This window comes from Nisaea nitritireducens (genome assembly GCF_014904795.1).
Classification (GTDB): Bacteria; Pseudomonadota; Alphaproteobacteria; order Thalassobaculales; family Thalassobaculaceae; genus Nisaea; species Nisaea nitritireducens.
Window position 1 is genome coordinate 1 of the sequence record NZ_JACZFS010000043.1, and the last position, 26,986, is coordinate 26,986.

General features: G+C 59.5%; 23 protein-coding genes. 13 read left to right on the top strand and 10 right to left on the bottom strand.

Annotated features, from left to right (window positions below):
• On the bottom strand, positions 1 to 373 hold a 373-nt coding region (locus IG629_RS14440), incomplete at its 3' end, for a hypothetical protein (protein WP_193172649.1).
• 257 nt (positions 374 to 630) lie between these two features.
• On the opposite strand from IG629_RS14440, the gene IG629_RS14445 reads away from it, so the two are divergent.
• A complete protein-coding gene (locus IG629_RS14445; protein ID WP_193172650.1) occupies positions 631 to 825 on the top strand; it encodes a hypothetical protein in 195 nt (64 codons plus the stop codon).
• A gap of 150 nt (positions 826 to 975) precedes the next feature.
• Entirely contained in the window at positions 976 to 1,929 is a 954-nt protein-coding gene (locus IG629_RS14450; RefSeq protein ID WP_193172651.1) for an OmpA family protein, read from the top strand.
• A 219-nt stretch (positions 1,930 to 2,148) separates the two neighbouring features.
• On the opposite strand, the gene IG629_RS14455 is transcribed toward IG629_RS14450, so the two are convergent.
• From IG629_RS14455 to IG629_RS14465, 3 genes are read right to left on the bottom strand one after another with little or no spacing between them, the layout of a single operon-like run.
• A complete protein-coding gene (locus IG629_RS14455; protein WP_193172652.1) occupies positions 2,149 to 3,042 on the bottom strand; it encodes a diacylglycerol/lipid kinase family protein in 894 nt (297 codons plus the stop codon).
• Positions 3,043 to 3,081: 39 nt separating this feature from the next.
• Positions 3,082 to 3,660, bottom strand: a complete 579-nt coding sequence (locus IG629_RS14460; RefSeq protein WP_193172653.1) for an RNA polymerase sigma factor — start codon at positions 3,658 to 3,660, stop codon at positions 3,082 to 3,084.
• Positions 3,657 to 3,860 carry a NepR family anti-sigma factor gene (locus IG629_RS14465; RefSeq protein WP_193172654.1) on the bottom strand — a complete coding sequence of 68 codons (204 nt, stop codon included), beginning with the start codon at positions 3,858 to 3,860 and terminating at the stop codon, positions 3,657 to 3,659. The genes IG629_RS14460 and IG629_RS14465 overlap by 4 nt, the downstream gene beginning before the upstream one ends.
• Before the next feature lie 139 nt (positions 3,861 to 3,999).
• Between IG629_RS14465 and IG629_RS14470 the strand changes: the two genes are divergently transcribed.
• The 6 genes from IG629_RS14470 to IG629_RS14495 all read left to right on the top strand — a co-directional run bounded on the left by IG629_RS14470 (position 4,000) and on the right by IG629_RS14495 (position 10,079).
• On the top strand, positions 4,000 to 4,797 hold the full coding sequence (locus IG629_RS14470) for a response regulator (protein WP_193172655.1): 798 nt from the start codon (positions 4,000 to 4,002) through the stop codon (positions 4,795 to 4,797).
• A 78-nt stretch (positions 4,798 to 4,875) separates the two neighbouring features.
• A complete protein-coding gene (locus tag IG629_RS14475) occupies positions 4,876 to 5,040 on the top strand; it encodes a DUF1328 domain-containing protein (RefSeq protein ID WP_193172656.1) in 165 nt (54 codons plus the stop codon).
• Positions 5,041 to 5,130: 90 nt separating this feature from the next.
• Complete coding sequence (locus tag IG629_RS14480; RefSeq protein WP_319025093.1) at positions 5,131 to 6,141, top strand: sensor histidine kinase; 1,011 nt, start codon at positions 5,131 to 5,133, stop codon at positions 6,139 to 6,141.
• A gap of 456 nt (positions 6,142 to 6,597) precedes the next feature.
• Positions 6,598 to 8,289 carry a CHASE domain-containing protein gene (locus IG629_RS14485; protein WP_193172657.1) on the top strand — a complete coding sequence of 564 codons (1,692 nt, stop codon included), beginning with the start codon at positions 6,598 to 6,600 and terminating at the stop codon, positions 8,287 to 8,289.
• Positions 8,290 to 8,412: 123 nt separating this feature from the next.
• Positions 8,413 to 9,348 carry a sugar phosphate isomerase/epimerase family protein gene (locus tag IG629_RS14490; RefSeq protein WP_193172658.1) on the top strand — a complete coding sequence of 312 codons (936 nt, stop codon included), beginning with the start codon at positions 8,413 to 8,415 and terminating at the stop codon, positions 9,346 to 9,348.
• A complete protein-coding gene (locus tag IG629_RS14495; RefSeq protein WP_193172659.1) occupies positions 9,345 to 10,079 on the top strand; it encodes a glycerophosphodiester phosphodiesterase in 735 nt (244 codons plus the stop codon). Before IG629_RS14490 ends, IG629_RS14495 begins: the two co-directional genes overlap by 4 nt.
• 26 nt (positions 10,080 to 10,105) lie before the next feature.
• Here IG629_RS14495 and IG629_RS14500 read toward each other — a convergent pair whose 3' ends face one another.
• The 5 genes from IG629_RS14500 to IG629_RS14520 all read right to left on the bottom strand — a co-directional run bounded on the left by IG629_RS14500 (position 10,106) and on the right by IG629_RS14520 (position 15,530).
• Positions 10,106 to 10,993, bottom strand: coding sequence for an ABC transporter permease (locus IG629_RS14500; RefSeq protein ID WP_193172660.1), 888 nt, complete (start codon positions 10,991 to 10,993; stop codon positions 10,106 to 10,108).
• Positions 10,990 to 11,928 carry an ABC transporter permease gene (locus tag IG629_RS14505; protein WP_319025094.1) on the bottom strand — a complete coding sequence of 313 codons (939 nt, stop codon included), beginning with the start codon at positions 11,926 to 11,928 and terminating at the stop codon, positions 10,990 to 10,992. Before IG629_RS14505 ends, IG629_RS14500 begins: the two co-directional genes overlap by 4 nt.
• The gene (locus IG629_RS14510) at positions 11,925 to 12,926 is read right to left on the bottom strand and encodes an ABC transporter ATP-binding protein (RefSeq protein WP_193172662.1); all 1,002 of its coding nucleotides are present in this window, start codon (positions 12,924 to 12,926) and stop codon (positions 11,925 to 11,927) included. Before IG629_RS14510 ends, IG629_RS14505 begins: the two co-directional genes overlap by 4 nt.
• Entirely contained in the window at positions 12,923 to 13,897 is a 975-nt protein-coding gene (locus IG629_RS14515; RefSeq protein WP_193172663.1) for an ABC transporter ATP-binding protein, read from the bottom strand. Before IG629_RS14515 ends, IG629_RS14510 begins: the two co-directional genes overlap by 4 nt.
• A gap of 64 nt (positions 13,898 to 13,961) precedes the next feature.
• Positions 13,962 to 15,530, bottom strand: a complete 1,569-nt coding sequence (locus tag IG629_RS14520; protein WP_193172664.1) for an ABC transporter substrate-binding protein — start codon at positions 15,528 to 15,530, stop codon at positions 13,962 to 13,964.
• Between the two features lie 164 nt (positions 15,531 to 15,694).
• Here IG629_RS14520 and IG629_RS14525 point away from each other — a divergent pair, with 164 nt between their 5' ends.
• On the top strand, positions 15,695 to 15,874 hold the full coding sequence (locus IG629_RS14525) for a hypothetical protein (protein WP_193172665.1): 180 nt from the start codon (positions 15,695 to 15,697) through the stop codon (positions 15,872 to 15,874).
• Positions 15,875 to 15,964: 90 nt separating this feature from the next.
• Here IG629_RS14525 and IG629_RS14530 read toward each other — a convergent pair whose 3' ends face one another.
• Entirely contained in the window at positions 15,965 to 18,064 is a 2,100-nt protein-coding gene (locus IG629_RS14530; RefSeq protein WP_193172666.1) for an acetate--CoA ligase family protein, read from the bottom strand.
• A gap of 182 nt (positions 18,065 to 18,246) precedes the next feature.
• Between IG629_RS14530 and IG629_RS22960 the strand changes: the two genes are divergently transcribed.
• The 4 genes from IG629_RS22960 (at position 18,247) to IG629_RS14550 (ending at position 26,957) form a co-directional block, all read left to right on the top strand.
• On the top strand, positions 18,247 to 20,613 hold the full coding sequence (locus IG629_RS22960; RefSeq protein WP_193172667.1) for a tetratricopeptide repeat protein: 2,367 nt from the start codon (positions 18,247 to 18,249) through the stop codon (positions 20,611 to 20,613).
• 199 nt (positions 20,614 to 20,812) lie between these two features.
• On the top strand, positions 20,813 to 22,381 hold the full coding sequence (locus IG629_RS14540; RefSeq protein WP_193172668.1) for an HD domain-containing phosphohydrolase: 1,569 nt from the start codon (positions 20,813 to 20,815) through the stop codon (positions 22,379 to 22,381).
• Positions 22,382 to 22,433: 52 nt separating this feature from the next.
• Positions 22,434 to 25,574 carry a PAS domain-containing sensor histidine kinase gene (locus tag IG629_RS14545; protein ID WP_193172669.1) on the top strand — a complete coding sequence of 1,047 codons (3,141 nt, stop codon included), beginning with the start codon at positions 22,434 to 22,436 and terminating at the stop codon, positions 25,572 to 25,574.
• Positions 25,575 to 25,772: 198 nt separating this feature from the next.
• The gene (locus tag IG629_RS14550; protein WP_193172670.1) at positions 25,773 to 26,957 is read left to right on the top strand and encodes an ABC transporter substrate-binding protein; all 1,185 of its coding nucleotides are present in this window, start codon (positions 25,773 to 25,775) and stop codon (positions 26,955 to 26,957) included.
• The last annotated feature ends 29 nt before the right edge of the window (positions 26,958 to 26,986 follow it).

Genomic DNA, 26,986 nt, shown 5'->3' on the forward strand with positions numbered 1-26,986 from the left:
CGGAATTGAAGCGTTGCTTGGCCTTGTCATAGCCATCAGCCGAAGCGCGCTCCACGTCCGACCATGCCGCTTTCACATTGGCCCAGGCGATCTGCAGGTTCTCAGAGGCAACCTCGGCGGTGCTATCCGCTGCATCGCTGGCCTTCTCTGCCTTGCGTTCGGTCCAGTCAGAAATCTGATGGCCCCATTTTTCGATGGTTTGCGCCATCTCGGCACGCTGTGCATCAAGCTCTTCAAGGGTCATGGTCGGCTCGGACTGCGCACTGGAACCTGTCTGGGTACCAGTTCCGGCGAGCGCCGCCGGTGCGGCAAGCGCCAGAGCGGCGACGAGGCTGGTCGTGGTCAGAAGTTTGCGGAATGTCGTGCGTTTCATCATGTCCTCCATTCGGTTGGCGACCCGTTACATCCGGTAGCGGATCCGCCCGTCTGAATGGAAAACGACCAACTCTCGAATTGGTTCCTTTCACCTTCTCCCAATGCCTGCCCCAGACACCGGCGGAGAAATCTGCATGGAACGAATTCGATCCAGCCCCGTTCATCAAAGGCACATCGCAACAACGCCGATCCGAAACGGACACGGCATGCAGATGCCCCGGCACTGCCCGACTACCGACTGCAAAGGAGAATTCGATGTCTGACCTTAATCGCACGACCACCACTCGTACCGCCGGCCCGCGGATCGCTGCCCTGCTGGCTCTCGTCATGCTTGGCGCCACGGGTCTCGCCGCCTGCGATTCAGAAGGGCCGGCCGAGCAGCTTGGCGAAAACATCGACAATGCTGTCGAGGAGACCGGCGACGCGATTGAAAACGCGACCGACAAATAATCGAAAAATAAATTGGAACCAATCTCAGCGTCGTACGTTGTTAAGGCAAGATCGAAAGGAAGAAATCACCTTTCCGTCACTGAACAACAGAGACAATAAGTTCCCTCATAGCTCTTTTTATTAAGGGCGGCACAGTAAATAGAGGTCATCATGAAAAAATATCTTCTGAGCACCATCCCTGTCGCACTCCTGGCTGTTATGCCGGCGAAAGTCGATGCCGCGGTTTTCTTCGATAATGTCGAACAGATCCGGACGATGGCGCCGACCGGCACCGATTTCAATTCCGGCCTGGTGCGTGAGTACAAGCAGCTCAGCATTTTCGAAGCCGACGAGATGTATGACTGGATCGACGCCGAGAACCACGCCACCAAGGGCGTCATGGCCGCGAACGGCGAAACCCCGATGCCCTCCGACCCCGCTGAATGGGCGATCGAGGATCCGGCCAAGCTGCAGGAACTGGAACTTGCCCGTTCCAGCATGATGACTCTGTTCAACAAGGGAGCCCGGACCACGGCGCCGCTCGAAGCGGCCCTTGCCCAGGCCAAGTATGATTGCTGGGTAGAGCAGCAGGAAGAAGGCCACCAGCCTACTCATATCGCTGCCTGCAAGGATGAGTTCGAAGCCGCGCTGGCAGGACTCCGTACGGCAATGGAACCGCCGAAAAAGGCGCAATCAGAGCCGAAGAAAGCCGAGATGGAGATTGTGACCGTTGTCGAGGAAGTCGCCCGGGAAACCGTCTACTTCCCCTTCGACAAGGCCACCATCGATACGACGGAACAGGCGAAACTGGATAAGTTCGTCGCGGAAATGAAGAACATCCAGCCGGTTGTTACCCTCTTTATCGAAGGCCATGCCGATACGTCCGGTCCGGCTGACTACAACCTCGCGCTTTCTGCCAGCCGTGCGGACTCGGTTCGTACAGAGCTGATGCGCCAGGGCATGACCATCGGTGACTACGGGCAGCTTCAGGTCGAGCCTGAAGGCGAAACCGCCCCGGCCGTGGCAACCGGTGACGGCGTCCGCGAACGCCTGAACCGCCGCGTTGTTGTCGTGGCCCGTGGCCAGGTGACCAAGACCAAGAAGGTTACCGTCACGACCCAGTAAACGTCGCTTGAAATCCTCCCGAATACGCGACTTGCCGCCTCCGGTTTCTGAACCGGGGGCGGTTTTCTTTATGCCCTATTGTCTCCCTGTCCTTGCATCACGTCCTGGCTCACGCTGCCCTTAATCGCCGCCCTGGACCAGAAACGCATAAAGCCGGCATCGCTGCCGGCTTTTATGATCGGGAAATGTGCCGCCCTCTTTGGACGGCGGCACAACGATTTACGGTTTCAGGACCTTGAGCGCGCCCGGGTGAATTTTCAGCTCCACCGTCTCCTTCAGCGGGACCAGCTCGCCGTCTACAGTGGCGTGCGCATCATGCGTTAGTCGGGGGAAATGCAATGACACGGAGCGAGCCGGATGCATGTCGAAATCATCGTTCCGGCGCCACTCCCCGGCCGCCAGATCGGCGATCATTCTCAGATTGGCCGAAGGCGGGAGAACCGGCGCGCGGCCAATGCCGAGTACGCCGCCTTCCAGCGTGTCCGGGTACGGCATGTGGCTTTCGCCATAAAGATTGTTCGCGACCACGACGAGGCTGTAACGGCCTTCTTCTTCAGTGTCGTCGATGACAATGCGGGCAGGAAAAGACGGCGGGCGCTGAAACATCGCCGCAATCGCCCTGAGACTGGCGAGCATCTTGCCCATGCGTGAATAATAGTCCGCAGCCTCGCGGTCGCGGACGACACGTGGCTGCATGCCGACGGAGAACTGATGAACAAAAACCTCGCCATTTGCGGTGGCGAGGTCACTTGTGCTGATGGGGGCTTTAGCCAGTGCTATGGCCGCTGTCTCAAGGTCGAGCGGGATACCCAGCGCACGGGCGAAAAGATTCATGGTTCCGGCGGGCAAGACCCCGAGAGCCTTGTCCGCCTGCCAGGCGATACGGGCCGCGGCAGAGATAGTGCCGTCCCCGCCGCCAGCGACAATGAGTTCGACCGCGCGATCACCGGCGGCATCTTCGAGAGCTTCAATGAGATCCCGACCGGCGACCTGACGGCATTCGAGCGACCGGCCGGCCTCTTCGAACGCCGCCGTCAGCGTTTCCGCATAAGCATTGAGATCCGTGGTTTTGAGAGTGCCACCATCACGGTTCAGGACAGCAACAGCACGCATGGACGGATACCCCGAACGTTTCAGGAAAAGAACGTGGCCTCAGACAACGAAAGCAGTATCCGAGACCTGCCCCACTTCAGGGTCCGGGCCATAGTCCGCGGCACCGGAGACCGAGAGAATTTCCTGCAATCGCTGGCGCGCCCGGTTCACCCGGCTCTTGACCGTTCCGGTCTTGCAACCGCAGATCTCCGCCGCTTCCTCATAGGCAAATCCGGAAGCGCCGATCAGGATCAGGGCTTCACGCTGATCATCCGGCAACTGCTCAAGCGCCCGGCGAAAATCGCGCATGTCGAGCGAACCATACTGGGCCGGATGCACGGAGAGACGCTCGGCAAAGTAGCCGTCGCTATCCTGGACCTCACGGCCTTTCTTGCGCATCTGGCTGTAGAACTCGTTGCGCAGAATGGTGAAGAGCCACGCTTTCATGTTGGTGCCGGGCGTAAAGCTTTCCTGCTTTCCCCAGGCTTTCATGATGGCGTCCTGAACCAGGTCGTCCGCCCGGTCCGGGCTGCCGATCAGGGAAACCGCGAAAGCACGCAGGTTCGGCAAGTTCGAGAGCATCTCGCGTTTGAAAGACAGCCCTTCGGCGGGGCCGTCCGGTCCCGGCGCGGCATTCATTTGGACGTCTCCCGGCCGGAGGCTTTTTCCGCTTCATCGAGCTTCTCGAGCAGATCCAGGAACCGGTCCGGAATTTCCTCTTCGCGCACCGTTTCATAAAGCTGGTGCAGTTTGCTTGATATCTGCGCGTTGACGTCGTCCGTTTTCTGGGCGGACGGTCGCGCGGATCCGGTAGTTTTCTGAGGTGGATTCAACGGCATGTGGCACACTCTCGGGTTAGAGTTTTGCTTCAATAACGATCAGCGGCAAAAAAAGTTCCATCGTCGGGGAACTTTTTTTTCAGACGCGCGTTTAGCCTTCATCTTACGCCTGTTTCAGGCAACCTTGGAGTTTCAAGCTATGTCTCTGTCAAACCGTGTCGCGCCCCATCTTCCGTCCCTGCGCCGTTATGGCCGGGCCGTGACGGGCTCCCAAACATCCGGTGACGCTTACGTGGCCGCAACCCTCGAAGCGCTGATAGCGGATGTATCCTGTTTTCCAGAGACGTCCAGTGATCGCGTCTCCCTATTCAAACTCTTCGCCACCCTGTTTGGTTCCACCACCATTCCGGTCGAACCGGGTCCATCACCCTATGCATGGGAACAGCGGGCGGCCGCAAACCTCTCAGCCGTCCCGCCGACTGCCCGGCAGGCCTTCCTGCTGCTCGTGGTCGAGGGTTTCAGTGAAGCCGATATCGCTGAAATCCTGTCGGTCGACAAAACTGAGGTCGGCGGTTTGCTCGAAGAGGCCTCGATCGAGATTTCGCGTCAGGTCGCGACCGACATCATGATCATCGAGGACGAGCCGTTGATCGCGATGGATATCGAACAGATGGTCGAGACCCTCGGCCACCGGGTCACAGGCATCGCCCGCACCCACAAGGAAGCGGTCAAGCTGTTCGCCGACACAAAGCCGAAGATGATCTTGGCCGACATCCAGCTCGCCGACGGCAGCTCCGGGATCGACGCGGTCAACGAGATCCTGAAGTCCAACAGCAACATCCCGGTGATCTTCATCACCGCCTTCCCGGAACGCTTCCTGACCGGCGAGCGGCCGGAGCCGGCCTTCCTGGTCACGAAGCCGTTCAATCCGGACATGGTAAAAGCCTTGATCAGTCAGGCTCTGTTCTTCATGGAAAAGGTTACGGAGCCAGCGTGACCGGATTCATCTAGTGCATTCGATGGAACCTATGACGCACCGGCACGTTGTTCTTCCCGAACCACACGGGAGACAATCATGCTTGGCTATGCACTTTTATTCTTCATCGTCGCGCTTATCGCCGGCGTCCTCGGTTTCACGGGGATCGCCGGTGCCAGCGCCGGAATCGCGAAAATCCTGTTCGTCATATTCCTGGTGCTGTTCGCAATATCGATGGTCTTCCGCCTGTTCCGCAGGGTTTAGGCGGGCCATATTCCATCCTTCAGGCAGCCCGCACGGCGAGAGTCGCCATCGGGCTGCCGGAGAAATTCAGCATTTACGGAGGGTACTATCGTGACATTGCCGGTCGAACATCTGACCTGGCAAAAGGGTGGACAGAACGAGGCAGACCTTCGCGATCACCTCGTGCGCGCCCTTATCCGGTCGGGGGTTTGCGTAACCCTTCAGGATGCATCCCTCGATTATCTTTTCATCGCCAACCTGCCCGACTGCTGGTCGGTCCTGCCCGCGCATTCACCGCGCGACGAGGACATGTTCGGCCCCGAAATCGGCGCCGCACTGACAAGCCTGAAGACCGATGCCATCACGCAGCAGGAAAACCAGAAGCAGGAAATGACCGTCGGTCAGAACCAGTTTTTCGAGTTCAACGTCGAGTTGCTGGTTCCCACTCATAACCCGGCCCTCATCATGACCACGATCGTCGACCTTACGGAGGAACGGCGCCGGGAGCGGACCCTGAAAGCATTGCTGCGCGAACTCAGTCACCGCAGCAAAAATCTCCTCGCCATCATTCAAAGCATCGCAACCCAGACGGCCCGGCACTCCGGCACACTGGACAGCTTCCTGACGAAATTCCGCGGAAGGCTTTACTCCCTGTCCCAGTCGCAGGACCTGATCACGGATTCAAGCTGGACCGGTGCGCGCTTTCGCGATCTCGCATCGCAGCAGATCGAGAAATACGTCTCAGAAGATCATTCCGGCATCACTGTCGAAGGAGACGATCCCTGGCTGTCTCCGAACGAAGCCCTGCATGTCGGCCTTGCCTTGCATGAACTGATCGTGAATGCGGCAAGCCATGGCGGGGCGTCAAAAGCGACCGCGCCGGTCACGCTGATCTGCGACAGCACTCTGGAGGGAGCCCGGCAGCAGGTCTCAATCCGCTGGCACGAAACACGACCGGAGAGCGAGGCCTCGAACGCAGAGGCCGAACAGCAAGACGGCCGGTTCGGCAGCATCGTCCTGGAGCGCGTTGTGCCGAATGCCGTCAACGGCGTAGCGCACTATCGGATTGCAGCCGATCACGTCGCTTACGACCTCACCTTCACACAGGAAAATCCGACCTGAAAAAAAAGTCGGCGCCGCCCGGGGAAAGGCGACGCCGACAAATGACTCTCGGATAAAATCCGATTGGTTTCCGCAGTCCTTGGGGGTGCGCCATCAGGGGGGAGCCATCGGGCGCGGGCTGCAGATACATGTAGAACGCCTTCGCGCTGGAAAAGTTCCATCCGATTGCGGGATATCGGGAGATGGCGCTGTTGCGGCAATTGTCGGGCAAAAGGCGCGGAAACCGGGCCGCATCCCCACATTTCATACGCATTTTTCAGATATCTGCTCCCTGAGACCCCCGCGGCCCTGGCCTGGTGCCTAGCCTGGAGTGCACTGCGCGTAGAGGCCTTGGTGCGTCACTGATGGCCGAAAGGGACACAGCACCGCTGCGGGAGAAGCCATTTATCTTGTATTGGAAATATTGCCGGACGGTTCGTTTGCCCCTATTAAATCGTTCGGGAGATCGGAAAATCCTTGAATAGATATTTGCCTGCATTCGCCTTCCTTGCAGTTGCAGCCGTCGGCGCTGCCATGACGGTTGTGGTATTTCGCGCCGAGGATGCAAGCACGCGCCTGCACTTTGCGCGCATTGCGGATAAAACAGTCGAGCGCATCGATGACCGGATCAGCCGGTATCTCACGCTTCTGCAGGCCACGAATGCCTTTTTCACCGCCCGCGACGGCGCTGTCTCGAAAAGCGAGATGAGGGAATTTGTCACTGCACTCGATCTGAAAAACCGGTTCGGCGGCATTCTGGGGCTAGGGCTGGCGAAGTTGATCGATGCCGGCGACGAAGCCCCTATTGAAGAAGAACTGAGCGAGCGCTATGGCGGCCCGCGACCGGTCTGGCCGGCTGCCACGGTCGCGCGAAGAACCCCAATCGTTCTTCTTGAGCCGCTTGATCGTGCCAACGAAGCCGCGCTTGGTTACGACATGTTCAGCGAGCCGGTGCGGCGGGCCGCGATGCAACGGGCCCTCGATACGGGCGAAGGCGCCGCGAGCGGTCCTGTGGACCTTGTGCAGGAGATCACCGGAGAAAAGCAGGGCGGCTTTCTCTATTACCTGCCGTTTCCCGACCAGTTGACGATGTCTCACCGCGTATCCAGATCAGAGCCTCCGACCGTCGAAGGATTTATCTACGCGCCATTCGTTGCCGCCGATCTCCATCGCGAAGCTCTTGTTGGCGCCGTCAATCTACCGCTGGTTATCGAGACTCGCGATGTCACTGATGGCGGCGAAACGGTGCTGTTTCAGTCGGATGACTTCGCCGAAATTGCCGCCACAAGCATGTTCACGGTGAACCGGGATCTGAATGTGGCCGGACGTATCTGGTCAATCAGAGCCTATGCAACCGTAGAATTTCTGGACCCGTCACGTTATTGGCGCACCGGTTTATTGGCGCTCTCGACGATCCTGCTGGCAATCGCGGCGGCAGTGTTGGTTCGCCTGCAACTGAAGGCAATCCGGACAGCGCACGAGATGCAGGCGATGACGGAGAAAACCGTCGAGGACAAGAATCTCCTGCTGCAGGAAACCAAGCATCGCATCAAGAATTCCATCGCCCGAATTCTTGCGATGGCCCGTCAGACCGCCATCAATTCAGACAATCTTGAGGAATTCAGTGAGTCCTTTGAATCGCGCATGCAGGCCATGGCCAATGCGCAGGACATGCTGACGGAATCCAGTTGGCGCCGTGCTGCCCTGCGCGACCTCTTGCAGGCGGAACTTAATCAGGTCTTCGGGGACCGCATTCCGGAAGAAGCACTGGACGGGCCGAATGTTGAGTTTGGCGAGACTGCGGCCCAGGCTCTTGGCCTGACGTTTCATGAACTGGCCACAAACGCGATGAAGTACGGCGGCGTGGCGGAGGAAGACGGCACCTTGTCGATCGCCTGGCGGCACGAGGAAAATGGCGACCGGGTCACCATTGAGTGGGTTGAACGCCGACCGTCCGGGTCAGATTCCGCCGATCCGGCAAGCGGAGCTGAAGCGAACGCCAAAGAAGAAGGGAATACCCCTTCCTCGGGTTTTGGCACCCGGCTAATCGATGCCAGCATCCGCTTCGAACTCAATGGCACCATCAAGCGAAGCTTCGGCTCCAGCGAAACCCGGATATCAATCAGCATCCCGTTGAACGATATGGACGACGAGGCGGACCAGACTTAGCCCCGAACGGGCAGTCAGCGCTTATGGATTTAAGAGTGCGATGTCATTCGGAAGTCATACAAAGATGTAAAGACTTATTGGGTGTCGAGACCAACTGTCTCGTCATCCGATAGGAGTGCGCATATGGACAGCATGAAACGCGTTGCCGGGATCGGTGCCAGTCTCGGGGTCGTCAATGGCGATCTGGACCGGGTCCGGGACCAAGCCGACGAGTTGGCGGCGCTCGGTGCCGATGTGATGGAGCTTTATGCTTCTTCACTTGGTGTGGTCGCCAACGCTAGATTGCTGCCGGCACGCACGATTGAGCTTCGGGCGCTTTGCGAGGAGCGGCCGTTGGTGCCGACCTTGCACGCACCAATCCCGATCGACTTCATGGACCGTGACAACATCGCTATGCACCGCTCCGCCGCACGAGTTTCGGTAGATCTGGCCGCCGAGATCGGCGCGCCTATCGTCGTCATCCATGCTGGACGGGCAGATCCCGCCGATTGGGCCTCGGACCCTGACGGCCTGCTTGCATTTGAGCGCGAGGAGTTGTCCGCCCTCGGTGATCACGCGGCACATTGCGGCGTTCGGATCGCCCTTGAGAACATAAGCCCGAACCTGGCTGTTATTGGTGGCAAAGCCACCAGCTACTCGCTTGATCCGGCGGCACTGGCCCGGCAGCTCGGCGCATTGGATCACCCGGCCGTGACCGGTTGTCTCGATTACAGCCACGCCAAGCAGGGTGCCGGTCTTCTTGGTCTGGACCCTGTCGCAGGCGCGGCGGCGATGGCGCCCTTCACCGGTCATATTCATATCAGCGAGGCGTCCGGTATGCCGACAATTCCCTCGATCACCTCTCAGCCGGACTGGATGTATTTTGGTGTGGGCGATATGCACGCGCCCTTGGGGATTGGATGCATGGACCTGACGGCGCTCGCAGACGCGTCACCGGTTCTCCCGGGCACGCTCGCCGTGTTGGAGCTTCAGGGCCATGCCCGCGCGATGCTGGCCGACAGCCTCCGCCATCTGCGTGCCTTCGCCGATAGGGTCAATGCCCATCCAATCGCGGCATGAGCTCCGCTCGCCCCTGGGTGATCGCCCATCGCGGCCATTCCGCCGCAGCAGCGGAGAACAGTGTCTCTGCGCTGGAGCGGGCAGTCGCCGCCCACGCCGATGCGGTGGAAGCAGACGTTCGTATCTCATCCGATGGCATCGCAGTGATATCGCATGATGCACACCTTTCGCGGCTCGCGGGTGATGACGGTGCCGTTGCCGACCTCTCGGCCGAGGAACTTGATACCCGTGCCCGGCGCGCCGGAGCTGAAATCCCGCGACTGGCCACTTTGATGCGGGCAGCGCGAGGGCGTATTCCGCTGATGCTCGACGTCAAGGCGCGGGACCCGATCGTGCTCACGCATATCGTTTCTGCTGCAAACGAGGCCGACTTCCCGGCGTCGGCGATCATTCTCGGCCTGCGGGACGCGGCGTTGGTCCGGCCGTGCAGAACCCAACTGCCGGATGCCGGTATTCTGGCCCTGCATGGAGAGAGCGCACCGCTGCTCTCGTTCCGTAATGCCGGCGTTACCCTTGTCCGGCTGTGGGAGGCGCAGGCCGATCCGGCAACGGTCTCCGGTCTGCGGTCGCAAGGCTGCACACTCTGGGTGACGACCGGCGGACCGGACACCGGCCGTGCTGTCGGAGACGCAGCGCCTGAATCACTGGCCAATCTGATCGCAGCCGATATCGACGGCATCCTGGTCAATGATCCCAACCTCGGCCGGCATGCGGTCGACGACCATTCCTGAAGCGTTAAACGCTGGCCCTGACGCGTTTAACGCTGGGTCGGGTCGAGGCGTGTCCGCAACCAGTCACCGAACAGGCTCATCGACAAGGTGGTGATGAAGATCACAGCCCCCGGGATCACCGCCAGCCACCATGAAGTCAGCAGGTAATCCCGTCCTTCGCCCAGCATCTGGCCGAGAGAGGTCAGTGGCGGCTGGATGCCGAGCCCCAGAAAGCTGAGGGAGGTCTCCAGCAGGATGGTTTGGGGAAAGTTCAGCGTCAGCTGCACGATCAACGGACCGATCACGTTCGGCAGGATATGGCGGACATACAGTCGCCAGGGCCGTGCGCCCAATGCCCGGACCGCAACGGCATATCCCTGCTCCTTCGCCGACAAGACAAGACCTCTGGTAAGCCGGGCATAGGTCTCCCAACCAGCGAGCCCCATGAGCGCCAGGAACAGATAAAAATTGTTGCCAAAGAATGCCAACACAGCGAGTGCGATGATCAGAAATGGCATCGCCGCCTGCCAATCGACCAGCATCATGACGATCTCGTCGACCAGTCGGCCATAATGTGCGGCAAGGACGCCGAGAACAGTGCCAAGAACTGCACCAATCAAGGTTCCCAGCAGGGCAAGTGCGATGGAAACCTGGGTCGCCACCAGCAGGCGCGACAGCAAGTCACGGCCGAGCTTGTCGGTGCCGAGCACGTGTCCCTCAATCGAGAGGGACGACCAGAATGGCGGTTTCAGCCGAAACAGCAGGTTTGTGTCCTCATAGCCGTAAGGCATCAGCACCTGGGCGAATGTTGCGATAACAGCGACCAGAACGAGGAAACCGGCTGCGAGCCAAACCAGTATTGGCATGCGCCAGAATCGCTCGCCGCGCGGGGCGGGTGCCTCAGGCTTCGCCGAAGCAACGGTTTCGGCGCTCATCGTGATTGCCCTCCACTACCCAGCCGGATCCGGGGGTCGAGCCAGCCATAGGCGAGATCAACCAGGAAATTGGCAGTCACCATGGTGATCGCAACCAGAACCACGATGCCCTGCACGATCGCGAGGTCGCGGTCGGCAACAGAACTTGTCAGCAGGCGTCCGACCCCCGGCCAGGCGAACACGTTTTCGGTCACCACGGCACCACCGATCATCCCGCCCAGGCTGAAACCGACAATGGTCACAACTGGCACGGCTGCATTGGGAAAGGCGTGCAGCCAGACCCGCCGGGACATCGACGCACCCTCGGCCTCGGCGGTTCGGATGTAATCCTTCGATAGCACGTCGAGCATGGCGGAGCGGGTAAAGCGGGCAATCGCACCCGCAAAGGCGGTCGCCAATGTGAACACCGGCATGACCATATGCTCCCATGTGCCATAGCCGGAACTGGGCAGCATCCGAAGGTTCATCGCAAACAACAGGATCAGCAGGATGCCCAGAAAGAAGTTAGGCATCGAGAACCCGAACACGGCGAAGGACATGGTCAGCCGGTCGATCCAGCTATCCCTCCAGATCGCCGCCATTACGCCAAGCGGAATACCAAATACGAGTGCCGTGACGAACGTCGCCGTACCCAACTCAACGGTCTTCGGAACTCGCTGCCAGATGAGGTCGAGAGCCGGCTGACTATTACGGAAGGAGACGCCAAAGTCTCCCTGGAATGCGGCCTTGAAATAGAGCAGATATTGCTCCCAGACAGGCCGGTCGAGGCCCCAGAGGATGCGGTAATACTCCCGTATTTCCTCGCCGACATCGTCGGGCAAAAGCTGCTCGGTAGGGTCGCCTGTGATCCGCAACACGATGAAGACGAAGCTTACCACCAGCCAGAGGGTGAAGATCGCCCGCAGAAGCTTGATCGAGACATAACGAAGGTTCACAGGAGATTCTCCACGTGGTGGCAGGCCACGAAGCCGCCGCCGGGAAGTGGGCGCAGGTCCGGGCGCTCCTGCCGGCATTGATCGGTGGCGAACGGACAGCGCGGGTTCAGCGCACACCCCTGTGGGGGAAACAGCGGGCTCGGTGGCTCACCGTGCAGGGCGACCGGCTGCACCCGGCGGCCATGCCGCGACCGGGCCGCGGGTACCGCTCCGATCAGCGCGCGGCTGTATGGATGGGCAGGCTGGGAAAACAGTGCGTCACGGCTTGCAACCTCGACGAACCGGCCGAGATACATGACCGCGACCCGGTCGGCGACGTGGCGCACCACGCTGAGATCGTGGGAGATGAATAAATAGGTCAAGCCGTAGGTGCGCTGAAGGTCTTGCAACAGGTTGACGACCTGAGCCTGGACCGACACGTCGAGTGCGGCCACCGGCTCGTCGCAGACCACCAACTTAGGCTCCAGCACCAACGCACGCGCGATCACTGCCCGTTGCTGCTGACCGCCAGACAGCTCGTGCGGGTACCGCCCCATCAGATGACCACCAAGCCCGACAGAGTCCAACATCTGACGGGCCTTCTCCAATCTGTCCGATGGGGCACCGATGCGGTGGATATCCAGACCCTCGGCCACTTGCCGGTCGATGGTCAGGCGGGGGTCGAGTGCGCCTCGGCTGTCCTGGAAGATGAGTTGCAAATCCCGGCGCCGGGCGCGCCAGCGGGCTGCATTGGCGTGTGACAGATCTTCACCCTCGAACGCGATGGCACCGGCACTGGGCGCCAGGAGATTGAGGACCAGATTGCCGACCGTCGACTTGCCGCACCCGCTCTCGCCGACCACCGCCAGTGTTTCTCCGGCGGTAAGATCGAATGACACATCGGCCACTGCCGTCAGCATCGGTCTCGGTCCGAATAGCCGCTCACGCGGCATCGGGAACCGCTTGGCCAATCCCTGAACCCTAAGGATCGGTGCCGGTTCATGCGACGTTCCGTTCATGCAGCTACGGTGTCCGTTTTCAAGCCGTGATGACAGGCAATCAAACCGTCACCTGATGCCCGTAAGTCGGGCGGGGTGCTGCAGATCGGCGATGCCTGCGAACAGCGTGGGGCGAAGGCGCAGCCCGGCGGCATCGCATGCAGCGGCGGTACCGTTCCCTCTATCGGTGTCAAGCGATCGATATCATCGTCGAGGAAAGGCAGGGAAGTCAGGAGCCCGCGCGTGTAAGGATGCCGCGGCTGGGCAAAAAGGGCATCGGCAGGCGCCAGTTCAACAACACGTCCCGCATACATGACCGCCATCCGGTCGGCGACCTCTGCCACGAGGCCCAAATCGTGGGTCACGAACAGGATGCCCATGCCAATCTCCCGCTGCAGGCGAGCCAAGAGATCGAGAATTTGCGCCTGAATCGTGACGTCTAGTGCCGTCGTCGGCTCATCGGCGATGAGAAGGGCGGGGCCTCCGGCGATCGCCATGGCGATCATCGCGCGCTGCTGTTGTCCGCCGGAGACTTGATGGGGATAATCAGCGGCTCGGCGCTTCGGCTCAGGAATGCCAACCAGATCAAGCAACTCTGTTGCTCGCCTCTGTGCAACGCGACGGCTCTCGCCGGTGCGGATCTGATAGGCCTCGGCAACCTGCCACCCGAGGGTGCGGACCGGGTTCAGACAGGTCATCGGATTTTGGAAGATTATGCCCATGCCGCGTGATCGTCTGCGCTTGTCATCCGGGTCGTCAGGATCGATTTCGACACCCTGAAAGACCACGCTGCCGCTCTCGATCGAGGCGCGACGGCCGAGCAAACCAATCACCGACAAGCATGTCAGCGTTTTGCCGCATCCGCTCTCGCCCACAAGGCCGACGGTTTCGCCTTCCTCAAGGCTCAGAGAGACGTTGCGGACCGGGAAGACCGGCCCTTCAGGAAGATCGATGCGGACCGTAAGGTCGCGGATGTCGATAAGGGTACTCATTTCACTAAGGACGTCGGCGGAGCTGCGGCGGGAAACGAACCCCGCCGCAGCGTGCAAGCCTAAGTCAGTCCCCCGAACCGAAGGTCAGATTGTAGGGACGGAAGTCCATGTAGTAGAGCGCGTAAGGCTTCCACTGGACAGACGACTTCATGGCATAGGTTTCCAGCGGATTGTACAGCATGGTCCCCGGAGCCTCATCCATCCAGATATCAAGCGCCTCGCGATATGCCGCTTTCCGCGCGGTCATGTCGGTTTCGGACTCGATTTGACGATGCAGCTCGTTGAAGCGATCCGGCGCCTTCCAGGCCCGGTCCGGGAACTTCTTGTTGTTCTGCACCGGGCTGAGATTACCCCACTGCGGGACGAAGGATCCCAGCGGGTCTGGCATGCGGTGGGTGTTCGACCAGGGACGGATATGGGTGCCTTCCTGGCCGGTCACCTGCGCGAAGGTTTCCACAGGCTCGACCTTCACGTTGAGGCCGACATCCTTCCACATCTGCTGCATCGCCTGGGCGGCTTCGAGGCTGTTCAGATAGTAGTTCAGCGGCAGGCGATACACGATCTCCTCGCCCTTGTAGGACGATGCCTCGACCAGCGCGCGGGCTTTCTCGGGGTTGAATTCAAATCCCGGATAGTCCGGCATATACATCACGTAGGACGGCAGCTGGTGGCTGTTGGGTGTGTAGTTCTTGTCGTCCCAAAGCGCCTTGCGCAGCAGATCCCGGTCAATCGCCATGGACAGGGCTTGACGGACGTTCTTGTCCTTCATGAACGGAGCGTCCTGGTAGAAAACCAGCATATGGGTGTTATCGAGGACGATCTGCTCAACCTGGATATCATCGTAGCCCGCCAGAACCGGAACCTGGTCCGGCGGCACGTTGACGATGATATCGAACTCACCGCTGACCAGACCGGCGATCCGCGCCGAGGTCTCCGGCACGACACGGTAGGTAATCGATTTGGCTGTCGGCTTGCCGCCGAAATAATCGTCATTGGCGTCCAGCTTGATGTACTCGCCATCGACGAACTCGGCCAGCTTGTACGGGCCGGTTCCGACCGGCGCACGCTTGAAGGACTCGTTGCCCTTCAGCACGTATTCGCGCGCATTGACGATCCAGCTTGCGTAACCGGCCATCCGCTGCTCAAGCATGACATCCGGCACCTTGCTGACCACGCGAACGGTGTAGCGGTCGACCTTCTCGGCACGGCTGATGGTGTCCATGAACCGCTTGCCGGTTGCGACCACCGGCTCTTCGCCGATCATTCGCCCCATCGTGAAAGTGAACACCACGTCATCGGCGGTCAATTCGTCGCCGTTGTGGAATTTGGTACCCTTGCGCAGCTTGAATTCAATGGTTTTGTCGTCGATCACCGTCCAGCTCTCGGCCAGGCCCGGCACCAGCTTGGAGCCGCCGCCCTGACCGTCGGAAAGGAAATCACGGCGGATCAGCGAGTCGAACATCGAGTAGATAAGACGGACATGGATATTTCCCATCCCGTCTGCAGGCTCGAGCGTATCGGGGATATCGTTGACGGCAACGACGAGATCGGGCCGGTCGTCTGCACTTGCTGCACCAGCCGACAGCCCAATGGCCATCAGTCCAGCCGCAGCAAGGCGGGTCAAAATTTTCATGGGTCACGCTCCTGTATGACGAGAGAGCGTAGGATCCTTGGTAAGGGTTTAGTATTTGTGATCGTATAAAGGTGTATTTGCTGTGGTGTTACGTCAGACACGCTACGGAATCATTGCGGATTAATGGCGGGATTTCCTGTCGCTGGAAGTATTGGTGCAGAGTGATGCGCCTCGATCTTGAACCTGGATACCAGTCCGGCATGATGACCGGCGAGCCTCGTGGCGTATCGATCACGGATATGATCGCTCCGGTCCTGCGCTCTCTAACTGACACATTCCAAGGGGTGATCGCCGCCGGTGTCCACACGCATATCAAGGCTCAAATACTGAGGCGCGGTGCCTGATATCTCCGCCACCAGCCTTGCCCATCGCTAAATGCGATGACATGAACCTATCGAAGTTTATTTGAGTCTTCTCGCTGTGACCGAACCATTTTAAGTAACATGGCACCGGATCAGCGCATCCAGCATGACGACACCGCCGCCGTCCTCCATGACCAGTACCGGATTTGCTTCGGCCTCCTCGATCCGCTCGTCCAGCGCGAGCAGAGAGAAAGCGGCGACCGCTTTGGCGAGGGCTTCGAGATCTCCTTTCGGGCGTCCCCGGAAGCCGCGCAGCAAGGCGAAGCCTTTGACCTCTTCGATCATTTCCCGCGCCGCTTCGATGCTGAGCGGTGCCGGGCGGACTGCACTGTCCTTATAGATTTCCGTCATCACGCCACCCATGGCGACAGTGACAACCGGCCCGGCGACAGGGTCGCGGGAGAGACCGATCAAGGCTTCTCCGAGACCGGTGCAGAGCTCCTGCACAAGGACACCGGACAACCTGAAGCCGGGTCGATACTGTTCCGCGGAAGCCTGCATTTCAGCAACTGCCGTCACCAGTTCGTCGCGACTCTTGAGCCCGACGCGGATGGCGCCTGCCTCGGTCTTGTGCGGCAGGTCCGGGGAGACGAGTTTTGCGACGACGGGAAAGGCGAAAGGCAATGTTTCGGGGACGTCCGTTCCGGGATCGAGCACGGTTTGGCCGGGCCCGGTAAGTCCGAGGTTTTGGAAAATGGCGCCGGCCGTAACCTCATCCGCTATGCCGCCTGTCAGCGCCTCGATTTGCTTACGTGCGGCCTCAGGCAGACCATCTGCAGGCGAAGAGGACGGGGCTGCGCCCGCCATCAGCATGGCAATCGTCTCGGCGCAGCTTTCGACCGTGCGGAAGGTCGGCACACCGCCTTCTTCCAGCAGTCGCATGCTATCCGGCGCGTGCGGCAAGGGGAAAGCAAGCACAGGCGCTGCATCGGCCGGGGCTTCGGCGACGGCGTCGACGATCGGTTTGACGGCGAGTTCCGGGTCGAACTGCGCGGAAGACCCGATTGCGACGATCAGCACGCCGGTTTCCGGGTCCTTGATCAGCGTCGAGACGGCTTCTTTCATCACCTCGTAGCGGGCACCGGCAAGCGTCACATCGACCAGCTTGCCGTGGCCGCACGGGATCTTGTGTTCGGCGAAATGGGCGCGGGTTGCCGCACTGGCGCCGGCGATGGTGACACCGCGCGCGCTGAGCTGGTCCACCACCATCGCGCCGCCGCCGCCGGTCGTTGCGATCACGGTTGCGCTTCTCGGGCGACCGGATTTGAGCCGGGCCTTGAAGAGCGCACCGGGGGCTTCAAGCAATGTTTCCAACTGCTCGGCCTTGCGGATGCCGAAGCTCCGCAGCAATGCGTCCGCGGCCTCGGCGGACCCGGTGAGGGCTCCTGTATGGGAGACGGAAAGCGCCTGGCCTTCTTCCGATTTGCCGATCATGTAGGCGACGACAGGCTTTTCCGCCGCTTTTGCCTTTGCCGCGAAACGGCCGAGCGCTTCCCGGTCCCGGATTGTTTCCATGAACAAGAGGAAGCCATCTATCTCCGGATGATCGACCAGGATCTCGCCGATCTCACCGATGCCTGATGACGCTTCGTTGCCGACCGAGACGAAGGTCGAGAAGTCGATGCCGCGTGCGGCCCCGCGGCTGAGCAGGGTGCCGATGACGCTGCCGCTCTGGGAGATCACGGCGAGCCGGCCGCGGCCGATTTCCTTGGCTCCGAAGGCGGCATTCGTGGTGGCGGCAAAACCGGCCGGCGTATGCACGACGCCCATCGAGTTCGGACCGATCAGCAGCATGCCGGCATCGCTGGCGATGCGCTGGACTTCTGCCTGGCGGCGTTCGCCTTCTTCCCCGGCCTCGGCGAAACCGTCGGCGAGAATAGCGGCAACCTTGACGCCCGCCGCCGCGCAATCCTTGAGCGCCGCGATGGCAGGATCGGCATCGACCAGGATATAGGCGAAATCCACTTTCTCCGGGATGGCGCTGACCGAAGGCCAGGCTTTTTCGCCCAATACCGTTTCGCGGGCCGGGTTCACCGGGAAGATCCGTCCTGCATAACCATGGCGGCGCAGGAAACGCATCGGGCGCGCGGTAAGCTTGCCCTCCGAGTTCGAGGCGCCGACCAGGGCAATGGAGGCCGGAGAGACGAGAGCGCCAAGCAAAGTGTCGCGCATGAGTTTATTCCGATCGGGGGCAGAGGTGAGGATAGCTCAGGAGTGGGCGCAATCATGCCGCGCCATTGGGAGCAATGACAAGCTGCTCTCCCGTCTGACAGAATCCTTCTGCCAACTTTTCCTCATCACGATAAAAGATTAGACAGACAGTAACGAGTGCGTCGCTAAGGGAGACGAGCAGGGTGGATTTACAGGCGTTGGTGAACGAGGCTTTTGCACGGCACCAGTCCGGGCAACTGGATGAGGCCGCGCTTCTCTACCGGCAGGTCCTCGTCGTGCATCCGCCAATCGCGCTTGTACTGTCCCTCGCCGGTGATGCTGCGACATCAAACGGCAGTCCGGCAAGTGGCGCGTCCTTGCTCCGCAGGGCTCTCGTGCTTGAGCCGCGTAAAAGTTCGTTCCATCAGCTTCTGGCCTTTGCCGAAGCCTCGCAGGGGAACCTTGAGCGGGCCGGGGAGCATTATGCTTCCGCTGTAAATCTCGACCCCTTGAATGTTTCGGCGATGAGTGACTGGGCCAATCTGGTGCGCAGCCGGCACCCTGAAACGGCGCAGGCGCTGGCTCGTAAAGCCATTCTGATTAACCCCGAACTTCCCGGGCATCTGAAATTGCTGGCAGAGATGACGGTTTCAGGCGAGCGGCTGGCCGGAGCGCGGATGATGCGCCGGGTGATTTGCGGCAATCCGCTGTACGCGGATGCCTGGAAGGCGATCGGCCTGGTGGCGCAGGCGGAGAAGGAAGTTGTCGCCGCCGACACGGCGCTGAAGCGCTCCCTTCTTCTCGACCCGAGCGATAGAGTCGTTTCCGCCAGGCTGGGCGGCTCAATGTCTGAGCAAGGCGCGCACCGGGAAGCGGTGTCGCTGCTGCGCTTATGCGTGATTCTGGATCAGACGCGGGCGGACAGTTGGCTTGCCTTGGCGAACGCGCTGCATGCGGGTGATCAATCAGAGGCGGCTGAAAAGGGATTCCAGCGGTCTCTGGTGCTGGAGCCAGGAGGGATGACCGCGCTCCAAAATCACCTCGTGCAACTGACCAAGGCGGATGTGTCCGCTGATCGCGTTCGAGCCGGGTATCGCCGCGCCCTCCGGGTTGACCCGCAAAGCACCCGAACCTGGGCTAATTTCAGCAAATATTTGCTCGACCGTGGTGCGTATAGCGACGCCACAGTTGCGATCAAGAGCGCGCTCGTCGCCGGCGGTCCGGACCGGGATATGCTTGTCGGGCTGGCGAATGCCTGCCGGCAATCGCGAAAGCATCAGATGGCGGAGCGCTATCTGCGGTGGGCTCGTTCCGCTTTCCCGGAAGATCGGACGATCCAGTCCGGCCTCCTCATGGGGCACAATTATGAAAGCGGTGTTTCCGCGCGTTCGCTTTATCAGGATCACAAGGCATGGGCGGCGGACTGGGCGCCGCGTGAGGAGCCACTTGACTACGACGTGGATCGGAGGGTCGACCGCCGGATCCATCTCGGTTTTGTCTCTCCGGACCTGAAGCGGCATCCGGTGGGCTTCTTCCTGTTGCCGGTGCTGAAGCGTCTTGCACGGAACCGGTTTCGGATATCGGTCTATTCAGATGCTGGGAAGGGCGACTTGTTCACACAGGAGCTCCGCCGCCACGCGGACCACTGGTTCGATGCGACCGGTAAGGACGACGACGATTTGCGGGGGCGGATACAGCAAGACAGGGTGGACATCCTGTTCGATCTTGCCGGTCATTCGGCCGCCAACCGCATGGGGATGTTCGCCCGGCGCGCCGCCCCTTTGCAGATGAGCTGGATGGGCTATGTCGGCACCACAGGTCTCGACAGTATGGATTATCTCGTCACCGACCGGTTCCAGACCTTGCCGGGAACCGAAAAATTCTATTCAGAACGCTGGCTGGTCCTGCCAGACGATTATATCTGTTTCCTGGCCGCCCCGACGTCGCCGCCGGTCGTACCGAGCCCGGCACTGGCCAATGGCTACGTCACCTTCGGCAGCTTCAATAATCCGGCTAAACTGACCGATGAAACTCTGGATCTGTGGGCCGGTGTTCTGGGGGCCGTCCCGCAGTCGCGCTTGCTGCTCGCCTATCGCGGTTTTGACGATCCGGGCATTCAGGACGATGTCCGGTCCTGCCTGTCGGCATCCGGCATCGCACCGGATCGAGTCGAATTCAAGACCTTCACCTATCACGAGGAATTCCTCGGCGGGTATGGGCTGATGGATATCGCCCTGGATACAATGCCCTATTCCGGCGGGTTAACGACCTGCGAGGCGCTCTGGATGGGAGTTCCCGTCATATCGCTTGCGGCCCAGAGCCATTTCGCCGGCCGCCATTCACTCAGCCATCTGAGCAATGCCGGGTTTTCGAACTGGGCTGCCGAGAGCGCCGAAGAGTTCGTTTCAACGGGAGTGGATCTGGCTTCGGATATTGAGCGCCTGGCTCAGATTCGTCAGACGCTACGCCAGAAGGTTTCAGTATCGCCGCTGTGTGATCAGGAACGGTACGCGCGCGGTGTCGAAGAGAAACTCACCGCGGTCTGGGCGGATTATTGCCGGGAGGCGTGATCTGGAGATCGTGTTCGGGGACATCTGTCCGGGAGGCTCGACAGGGACGAGAGTCTTTTTTCGATGGCCGGCGTTAATCGTTAGTTCAGGATTCCCGGATATCTCTAGTCATGTTGAAAAATTGGGGTCTTTTAGCGAACCCTAAAGAGTTGAGAGGAGCCGTGTCGCGCATGAGTGTGTGCGACGCGCGGGTAGCGGAATGTCCGACGACGATCTGAATATTCTCGAATTTCTCGTCGAAGATCACGGCGTGTCGGCGTCTTGTGCCGAGCCGTGGAAAGTTCTCATCGTGGATGATGACCGCGATGTGGCCGCGACGACGACTCTTGTACTGCGCGACGTCGAGGTCGAGGGAAGGCCGCTTAATCTTCTGTCGGCATATTCGGCGGCGGAAGCCAAAGAGGTCCTCGCTGAACATCCCGATATCGGCCTTGCCCTGATCGATGTGGTCATGGAAACGCCGAATGCCGGTCTCGATCTGATTCACTACATTCGTCAGGAGATGGGCAACAAGTTGATCCGGCTGGTGGTGCGGACTGGCCAACCAGGGCACGCGCCGGAACAAAGCGTCATCATCGATTACGATATCAGCGACTATAAGGAAAAGACCGAGCTCAGCGCGCAGAAGCTCTTCTCGCTCGCTTATGCGGGCTTGCGCTCCTACCAGCAGTATCTCGCCATGGAGCAAAATCGCCGAGGCCTTATGAAAGTGCTGCAGGCCTCTACCGCACTGTTCGAAAAACCGGGACTAGATGCCTTTGCCGGCGGGATTCTCGAGAATCTCGGAGACATTGCGAATATGAACCGCGACCCGAAGGACAAAATCGGATCATCCGGAGTTCTTGCTGTCGCGGATGCGAATTGCAGTTTGGCGCAGGATTTTGAGATTGTGGCCGGGCCCCGCGGGAATGGAGATGCGCGGAAGCTGACGGACCTGCCGCTTGACGAGGAAACGAAAAAACTGGTCGGGGAATTGGCCGGTCGAGGACCTGGTATTCACACCAGCCGGACCGCAAATACACTGATGACCGGGATTGTTGGTCGTAACGGCCAGACCAGCCTTCTTTACCTGCCTGAATTACAGGGGTTGAGCGGGTCGGACGCCCAGATTGTCGATATTTTCATTTCCCAGGTTCTGACCGCCTTCGATAATCTCCGCCTGCATGACCAAACCGAGCGCGCACAACGCGAAATCGTGCTGCGTCTGGGCGAGGCCGTAGAAACCCGGTCCGGCGAAACCGGGCGACATGTTTCGCGGGTTGCGCTCTATGCCCGGGAGATCGCCGACAGGCTGGGATTCAGCCCGTCTGATTCCGAATTGCTTTTCCGGGCTGCTCCCTTGCATGACATCGGCAAGATCGGCATCCCTGACGCTATTCTGTGCAAGCCGGGCAAGCTTGATCCTGACGAGTGGCAGGCAATGCAGGAGCATACGACGATCGGCTACGAAATGCTGCGGTCGTCAGACATGCCGATCCTGAAACTGGCGGCGCGCATTGCACTTGAACATCACGAGAAATGGGCCGGTGGCGGTTATCCGCACAACATCAAGGCCGAGGATATTTCTATCGAGGGGCGGATTATCGGGCTTGTCGATGTATTCGACGCGCTGACCTCCGAGCGGGTCTACAAGAAAGCGTGGTCTGTTGAAAAAGCCGTGCATCTCATCCAGGAGGAAAGCGGGCGTCATTTCGATCCGGCGGTGGTCGATGTTTTCCTGAAAAACCTGACCACCATGATCGACATCAGAACGGCCAATGCTGACTAGTATGCGGCTCTGATCCGAGTAAAGCGTGATAGACCCCCGGAGTAATACCGGAATGGATAGCCCGGAGGCCGCCGAGCCACATTCGGCAAAAGCGGAAGATTACTTCTTTGAGTGGCGATGCGCCCGGGACGGCGCGGCGACTGTCCTTTCGGATAACTTCGAAGCACTCACCGGCCTCAATCAGGCAGCCGTGTCCCTGCGGCTCTTGCTTGGGTGTTCCGAGAACACGGATCAGGCTCTGGCTGTTTGGGGCGAGCATGCTCTTCGTGGCGAAGCTTTCCACAATTTTTCCCTGACTATTTCAGATGGAACCAGGCAGTGCAGGGTTCTTTTGAGCGGGAAGAGCTTTCCTGCCGGAGCGACGCGGCCGGAGGGTTTTTCGGGGTTTGGCTCTTGCATGGGGGCGGGTGACGCTTCTGTCTCCCCTCCAAAGGGACCTGTTGCAGACAGGCTTTTCGAGCGGATCAAGGAAGTCGGGAAGGCCGGCTATATCTTGCGCGACGCGGAAACCGGCCTTTATCGCCTCGCCGGCTCTCTCCAACGAATCATATCCCCGGACCGCGACACAGTATCGGCGGAGGACATCCGGGCTTGCTTGCTTGCTTCAGATACCGAGCGCTTCGACGCTGTTTGGGACAGGAACCGTGCAGCAGACGTAACGGAAGAAGTCGAACTTCGGTTCGGCCGCGATCTTTATGACAGCCATCATGTTTTGTTTGAACTGCAGCCAACTGCCGTGAGCGAAGTTTCACCGGCCGGATTGTTCGCTGTCTATCGGGATGTGACGGAGCACCGGGGCGCCGAAGCGACGCTTAAACAGGTCGAGAAGATCGCCAGAGTTGGTCATTGGTATAGTTGGGATGCCACCCAGTCGACGTATTGGTCCGAGGCTCTGCTGGAGATTTTCGCGATCCCGGAAGGGTTCGCGAAGGTGCGGGATCGGCTTTATTTTTGGGATGAATTGATGCATCCGGAAGATGTGCCGCGCTGCCACGCCGAGCGTGAGGCTGGGATAAAGGAAAAACGGGATTACGGGATAGTCGTGCGGGCGCGCCGTGTGGACGGCAGGATGTTGTGGGTTCAGATCAGCGGCCATCCGCTCTTTGATCGTGATGGCAGTCTGATCGGCACGATGGGAACCATTCAGGATATCACGCCTCTCAAGGAGCTTGAGGGACAGGTTTTGCAGCGTGACAGATGGTTCAAGCGTGCGCAGCGCCTTGGCGGTATTGGTCACTGGACCTTCGAGCGTGCGGAAAGGCGCATCCATTTCTCCGAACAGGCTCAGGAGATTTTCGGTACGGACGGCGCGGAGAGTTTTACGTTCTCCGAAGCCTTGCAGAGGGTCCATCCCGGTGATCGCGAAGTGCTTCGTACGGTCCAGCGCAAATTACACTCGGGCGATACGGGGCTTGAGCTTCGGGTCCGGATTATCCGCAAGGACGGTGGCATCGCCCATCTGCTGATTGCAGGCGAATTTGACTTTTATGAAGATGGTCGGTTGAAGCGCACGTTTGGCACGATAGCCGATGTTAGCACGCAGGTTGTCGCTGAAGTCGCCCGCCGAGATGCTGAAGCTTTGATGAGCGATGTCTTCGAGAACGCCGATTGCGGCATTGTCGTTCGCGATCTCTCGGATCGCTTTATCCGCGTCAATACGAGGGCCGCAATCCAGCTTGGACTGCGCGTTAATGACATGCTCGGTCACACTGTGGACGAAGTGATCGCCAGATGTGATCGCATGGAGGATGCGGAGCTTATGTCCCGTGCCGCCGATAATGTGGTCGCGACGCTTGGGGCGGTGACCTACGACTATTCCCACCGGACCGGCGACAATGCGCAGGCAACCGAGTTTCGCGTGGTGAATTTTCCGATAGCGACTGCAGACGGAGCTGTCCGGGCAGTAGCCAGCATGCGGTATGACATCACCGATTTCGTGAATGCGCAGGATGCGCTCAAGAAATTGAACGAAGGCCTGGAGAGCACGGTTCGGGCGCGCACGCTGGAACTCCGGCACAGTGAAGAGCGGTTCCGGAATATCGCCTCCGCATCAGCCGATTGGTTATGGGAGCTGGATGCCGATCTGAATTTCATCTGGTGTTCGGAGAATTTTTTCGAAGCCACCGGCCGAAAGCGCGAGAACTATATCGGCAAGTCTATGATTGCGCTGGTGACGGATGAGGAACGTCTCGTCGATCAGCGGGATGTCTGGTCCACGTTTCTGGGGAAACTGGAAGCCAGGGAACAGGTCCGTGGAATTGAGATTGAACGGCATCATCCAACCGGTATTCGGACCGTTCGGATCAATGCAATGCCGGTCTGGAGTGATGGGGAATTCATCGGGTTTCATGGCTCGACCGCGGATATCAGCGAACTTAAACAAACCCAGGCGCAGCTCATTGAGACTGACCGGCTGGCGTCCCTTGGCGGGTTGGTCGCGGGGATTTCTCACGAGATTAATACGCCTGTAGGCGCGAGTTTCACGGTTGTGACCAAATTGATTGCCACTTTGGCCGATCTACAGGACGGATTTCTGAAGGGCAAAATCTCTCAGTCTCAGTTTTCACGATTTCTCGCGGAAATGGACGAGGGGCTCGGCATCATTCATCGAGGGCTGGAACGTACGGCCGAGCTGATCACCCACTTCAAACAGGTCGCTGTCGATCAGACCAGCCTCAAACGACGCAAGTTTGAACTCTCGGAAACTGTAAGCGATATCGTCACGACCATGGCGGCGACGATCGGGCGCCGTGCTGTGAAAATCGAAACACAGGTGCCGGAAGGAATTCGCCTCGATTCCTATCCCGGTCCGCTTGGGCAAGTTTTGATCAACCTCATACAGAACGCCATATTCCATGGGTTTGACGAAGACAGCGTCGAGAAAGACGAAGCTGACCGAATTGTCGTGGCTGGTGACTTCGGGAGGAGTGGAGCCGTAACGCTTTCGGTAACCGACAACGGCAAGGGAATGTCGCCGCAGGTTGTCCGCCGGGTGTTCGAGCCGTTCTTCACGACGAAGTTCGGCAGTGGTGGCAGTGGCCTCGGCATGCACCTTGTCTATTCCATCGTGCATGGCGCGCTTGGTGGCACTGTCTCCGTGTCATCAAAGCCGGGAAAGGGCACTGCGATAACCATCATGCTCCCGATTATCGCGCCGGAAAATGTGGATCGGGAAGCAGTGGGGGAATCTTGATTGAAACAAGTGGCTTGTAATGTGTGTGGCGCGAAAAGCAGCGCGCAGCACGGCATCCATGCCACGAACAGCGCATACTGCCTTACGTATCAGGATTGCCAAGGGCGAAAGTATAATGCACTTTCGTAAGAAGGTGTGCACTATGTTGCATGTACTTGTTGTGGCATAGTTGCCGCATCATTCTGGGAGGCTTGTGCAATGATCAAAAAAATAACGGCCCTCGCGGCCATGGGAGCTTTTCTGGCTGCTCCGGCAATGGCGGCCGACAAAGTGAAAATCGGTTTCGTTACCACTATCACCACGCCCGCGGGTGTCATCGGTCAGGACATGGTCGATGCGGTCAATCTTGCGATGGAAGATATCGGCGGCAAGATGGCCGGCCTTGATGTGGAGCTCATCATCGAGGATGACGGCTTCAAGCCTCCGATCGGCAAGCAGAAGGTCGACAAGCTGGTGAAGAAGGATCAAGTCGACTTCATCGGCGGCTTTATCTGGTCCCACGTGCTGCTGGCGTCGAAAAAATCAGCGCTCGATTCCGGCACCTTCCTGATCAGCTCGAACGCCGGCCCGTCTCAGATTGCCGGCAAGCAGTGCGACAAGAATTTCTTCTCGACCTCCTGGCAGAACGACCAGACGCCGATGGCTATGGGCGAGGTTCTGAACCAGAACGGCGTCAAGTCGGTCTATGTCATGGCTCCGAACTATGCGGCCGGCAAGAACATGATCGCCGGTGTCGAGCGGACCTTCAAAGGCAAAATTGCCGGGCGTGATCTGACGAAATGGGGCAAGGACGCGCAGCTCGATTTCTCCGCCGAACTGGCGAAAGCGAAAGCTTCCGGTGCCGAGGCTCTCTGGGTGTTCTATCCGGGCAAGGCCGGCGGCGCACTGATCAAGCAGTACGAGCAGGCCGGACTGCGTGACACCATGCCGCTCTACACTGTCTTCACGGTCGACTCGATCGCCCTTCCGAAGCTGCAGGCCGGTAATCTTGCCGGTGTCATGGGATCCCGCAATACCCAGCATTGGGGTCCGGATCTGGACAATCCGCAGAACAAGAAGTTCGTCTCGGGCTTCAAGAAGAAGTATGGCCACTATCCGTCCTTCTATGCAGCCCAGTCATACGACACGATCTTCCTGATCAAGAGCGCGGTCGAAGCGGTGAACGGCGATCTGTCGAACAAGGACGGCATGCGCGCTGCCATGAAGAAAGCTGACTTTCCGTCCACCCGCGGCAAGTTCAGCTATGGGAACAACCATTTCCCGATCCAGAACTTCTATCTGCGTGAAGTCGTTGCGGATGCCGACGGTGTCTGGACCACCAAGATCGTCAGCACGGTTATGGAAAACCACCAGGACCCATACGCGGCCGAATGCAAAATGTGATCATCCACCTCGGATGACGGAAACCGGCG

Bases quoted from the DNA above. Each gene is read 5' to 3' on its own strand.
- IG629_RS14450 (WP_193172651.1), top strand. From the start codon at position 976: ATGAAAAAATATCTTCTGAGCACCATCCCTGTCGCACTCCTGGCTGTT.
- IG629_RS14465 (WP_193172654.1), bottom strand. From the start codon at position 3,860: ATGCCGTTGAATCCACCTCAGAAAACTACCGGATCCGCGCGACCGTCC.
- IG629_RS14540 (WP_193172668.1), top strand. From the start codon at position 20,813: ATGTCCGACGACGATCTGAATATTCTCGAATTTCTCGTCGAAGATCAC.
- IG629_RS14525 (WP_193172665.1), top strand. From the start codon at position 15,695: ATGCGCCTCGATCTTGAACCTGGATACCAGTCCGGCATGATGACCGGC.
- IG629_RS14445 (WP_193172650.1), top strand. From the start codon at position 631: ATGTCTGACCTTAATCGCACGACCACCACTCGTACCGCCGGCCCGCGG.
- IG629_RS14500 (WP_193172660.1), bottom strand. From the start codon at position 10,993: ATGAGCGCCGAAACCGTTGCTTCGGCGAAGCCTGAGGCACCCGCCCCG.
- IG629_RS14520 (WP_193172664.1), bottom strand. From the start codon at position 15,530: ATGAAAATTTTGACCCGCCTTGCTGCGGCTGGACTGATGGCCATTGGG.
- IG629_RS14515 (WP_193172663.1), bottom strand. From the start codon at position 13,897: ATGAGTACCCTTATCGACATCCGCGACCTTACGGTCCGCATCGATCTT.
- IG629_RS14510 (WP_193172662.1), bottom strand. From the start codon at position 12,926: ATGAACGGAACGTCGCATGAACCGGCACCGATCCTTAGGGTTCAGGGA.
- IG629_RS14470 (WP_193172655.1), top strand. From the start codon at position 4,000: ATGTCTCTGTCAAACCGTGTCGCGCCCCATCTTCCGTCCCTGCGCCGT.
- IG629_RS14495 (WP_193172659.1), top strand. From the start codon at position 9,345: ATGAGCTCCGCTCGCCCCTGGGTGATCGCCCATCGCGGCCATTCCGCC.
- IG629_RS14460 (WP_193172653.1), bottom strand. From the start codon at position 3,660: ATGAATGCCGCGCCGGGACCGGACGGCCCCGCCGAAGGGCTGTCTTTC.
- IG629_RS14545 (WP_193172669.1), top strand. From the start codon at position 22,434: ATGGATAGCCCGGAGGCCGCCGAGCCACATTCGGCAAAAGCGGAAGAT.
- IG629_RS14490 (WP_193172658.1), top strand. From the start codon at position 8,413: ATGGACAGCATGAAACGCGTTGCCGGGATCGGTGCCAGTCTCGGGGTC.
- IG629_RS14550 (WP_193172670.1), top strand. From the start codon at position 25,773: ATGATCAAAAAAATAACGGCCCTCGCGGCCATGGGAGCTTTTCTGGCT.
- IG629_RS14455 (WP_193172652.1), bottom strand. From the start codon at position 3,042: ATGCGTGCTGTTGCTGTCCTGAACCGTGATGGTGGCACTCTCAAAACC.
- IG629_RS14475 (WP_193172656.1), top strand. From the start codon at position 4,876: ATGCTTGGCTATGCACTTTTATTCTTCATCGTCGCGCTTATCGCCGGC.
- IG629_RS14530 (WP_193172666.1), bottom strand. From the start codon at position 18,064: ATGCGCGACACTTTGCTTGGCGCTCTCGTCTCTCCGGCCTCCATTGCC.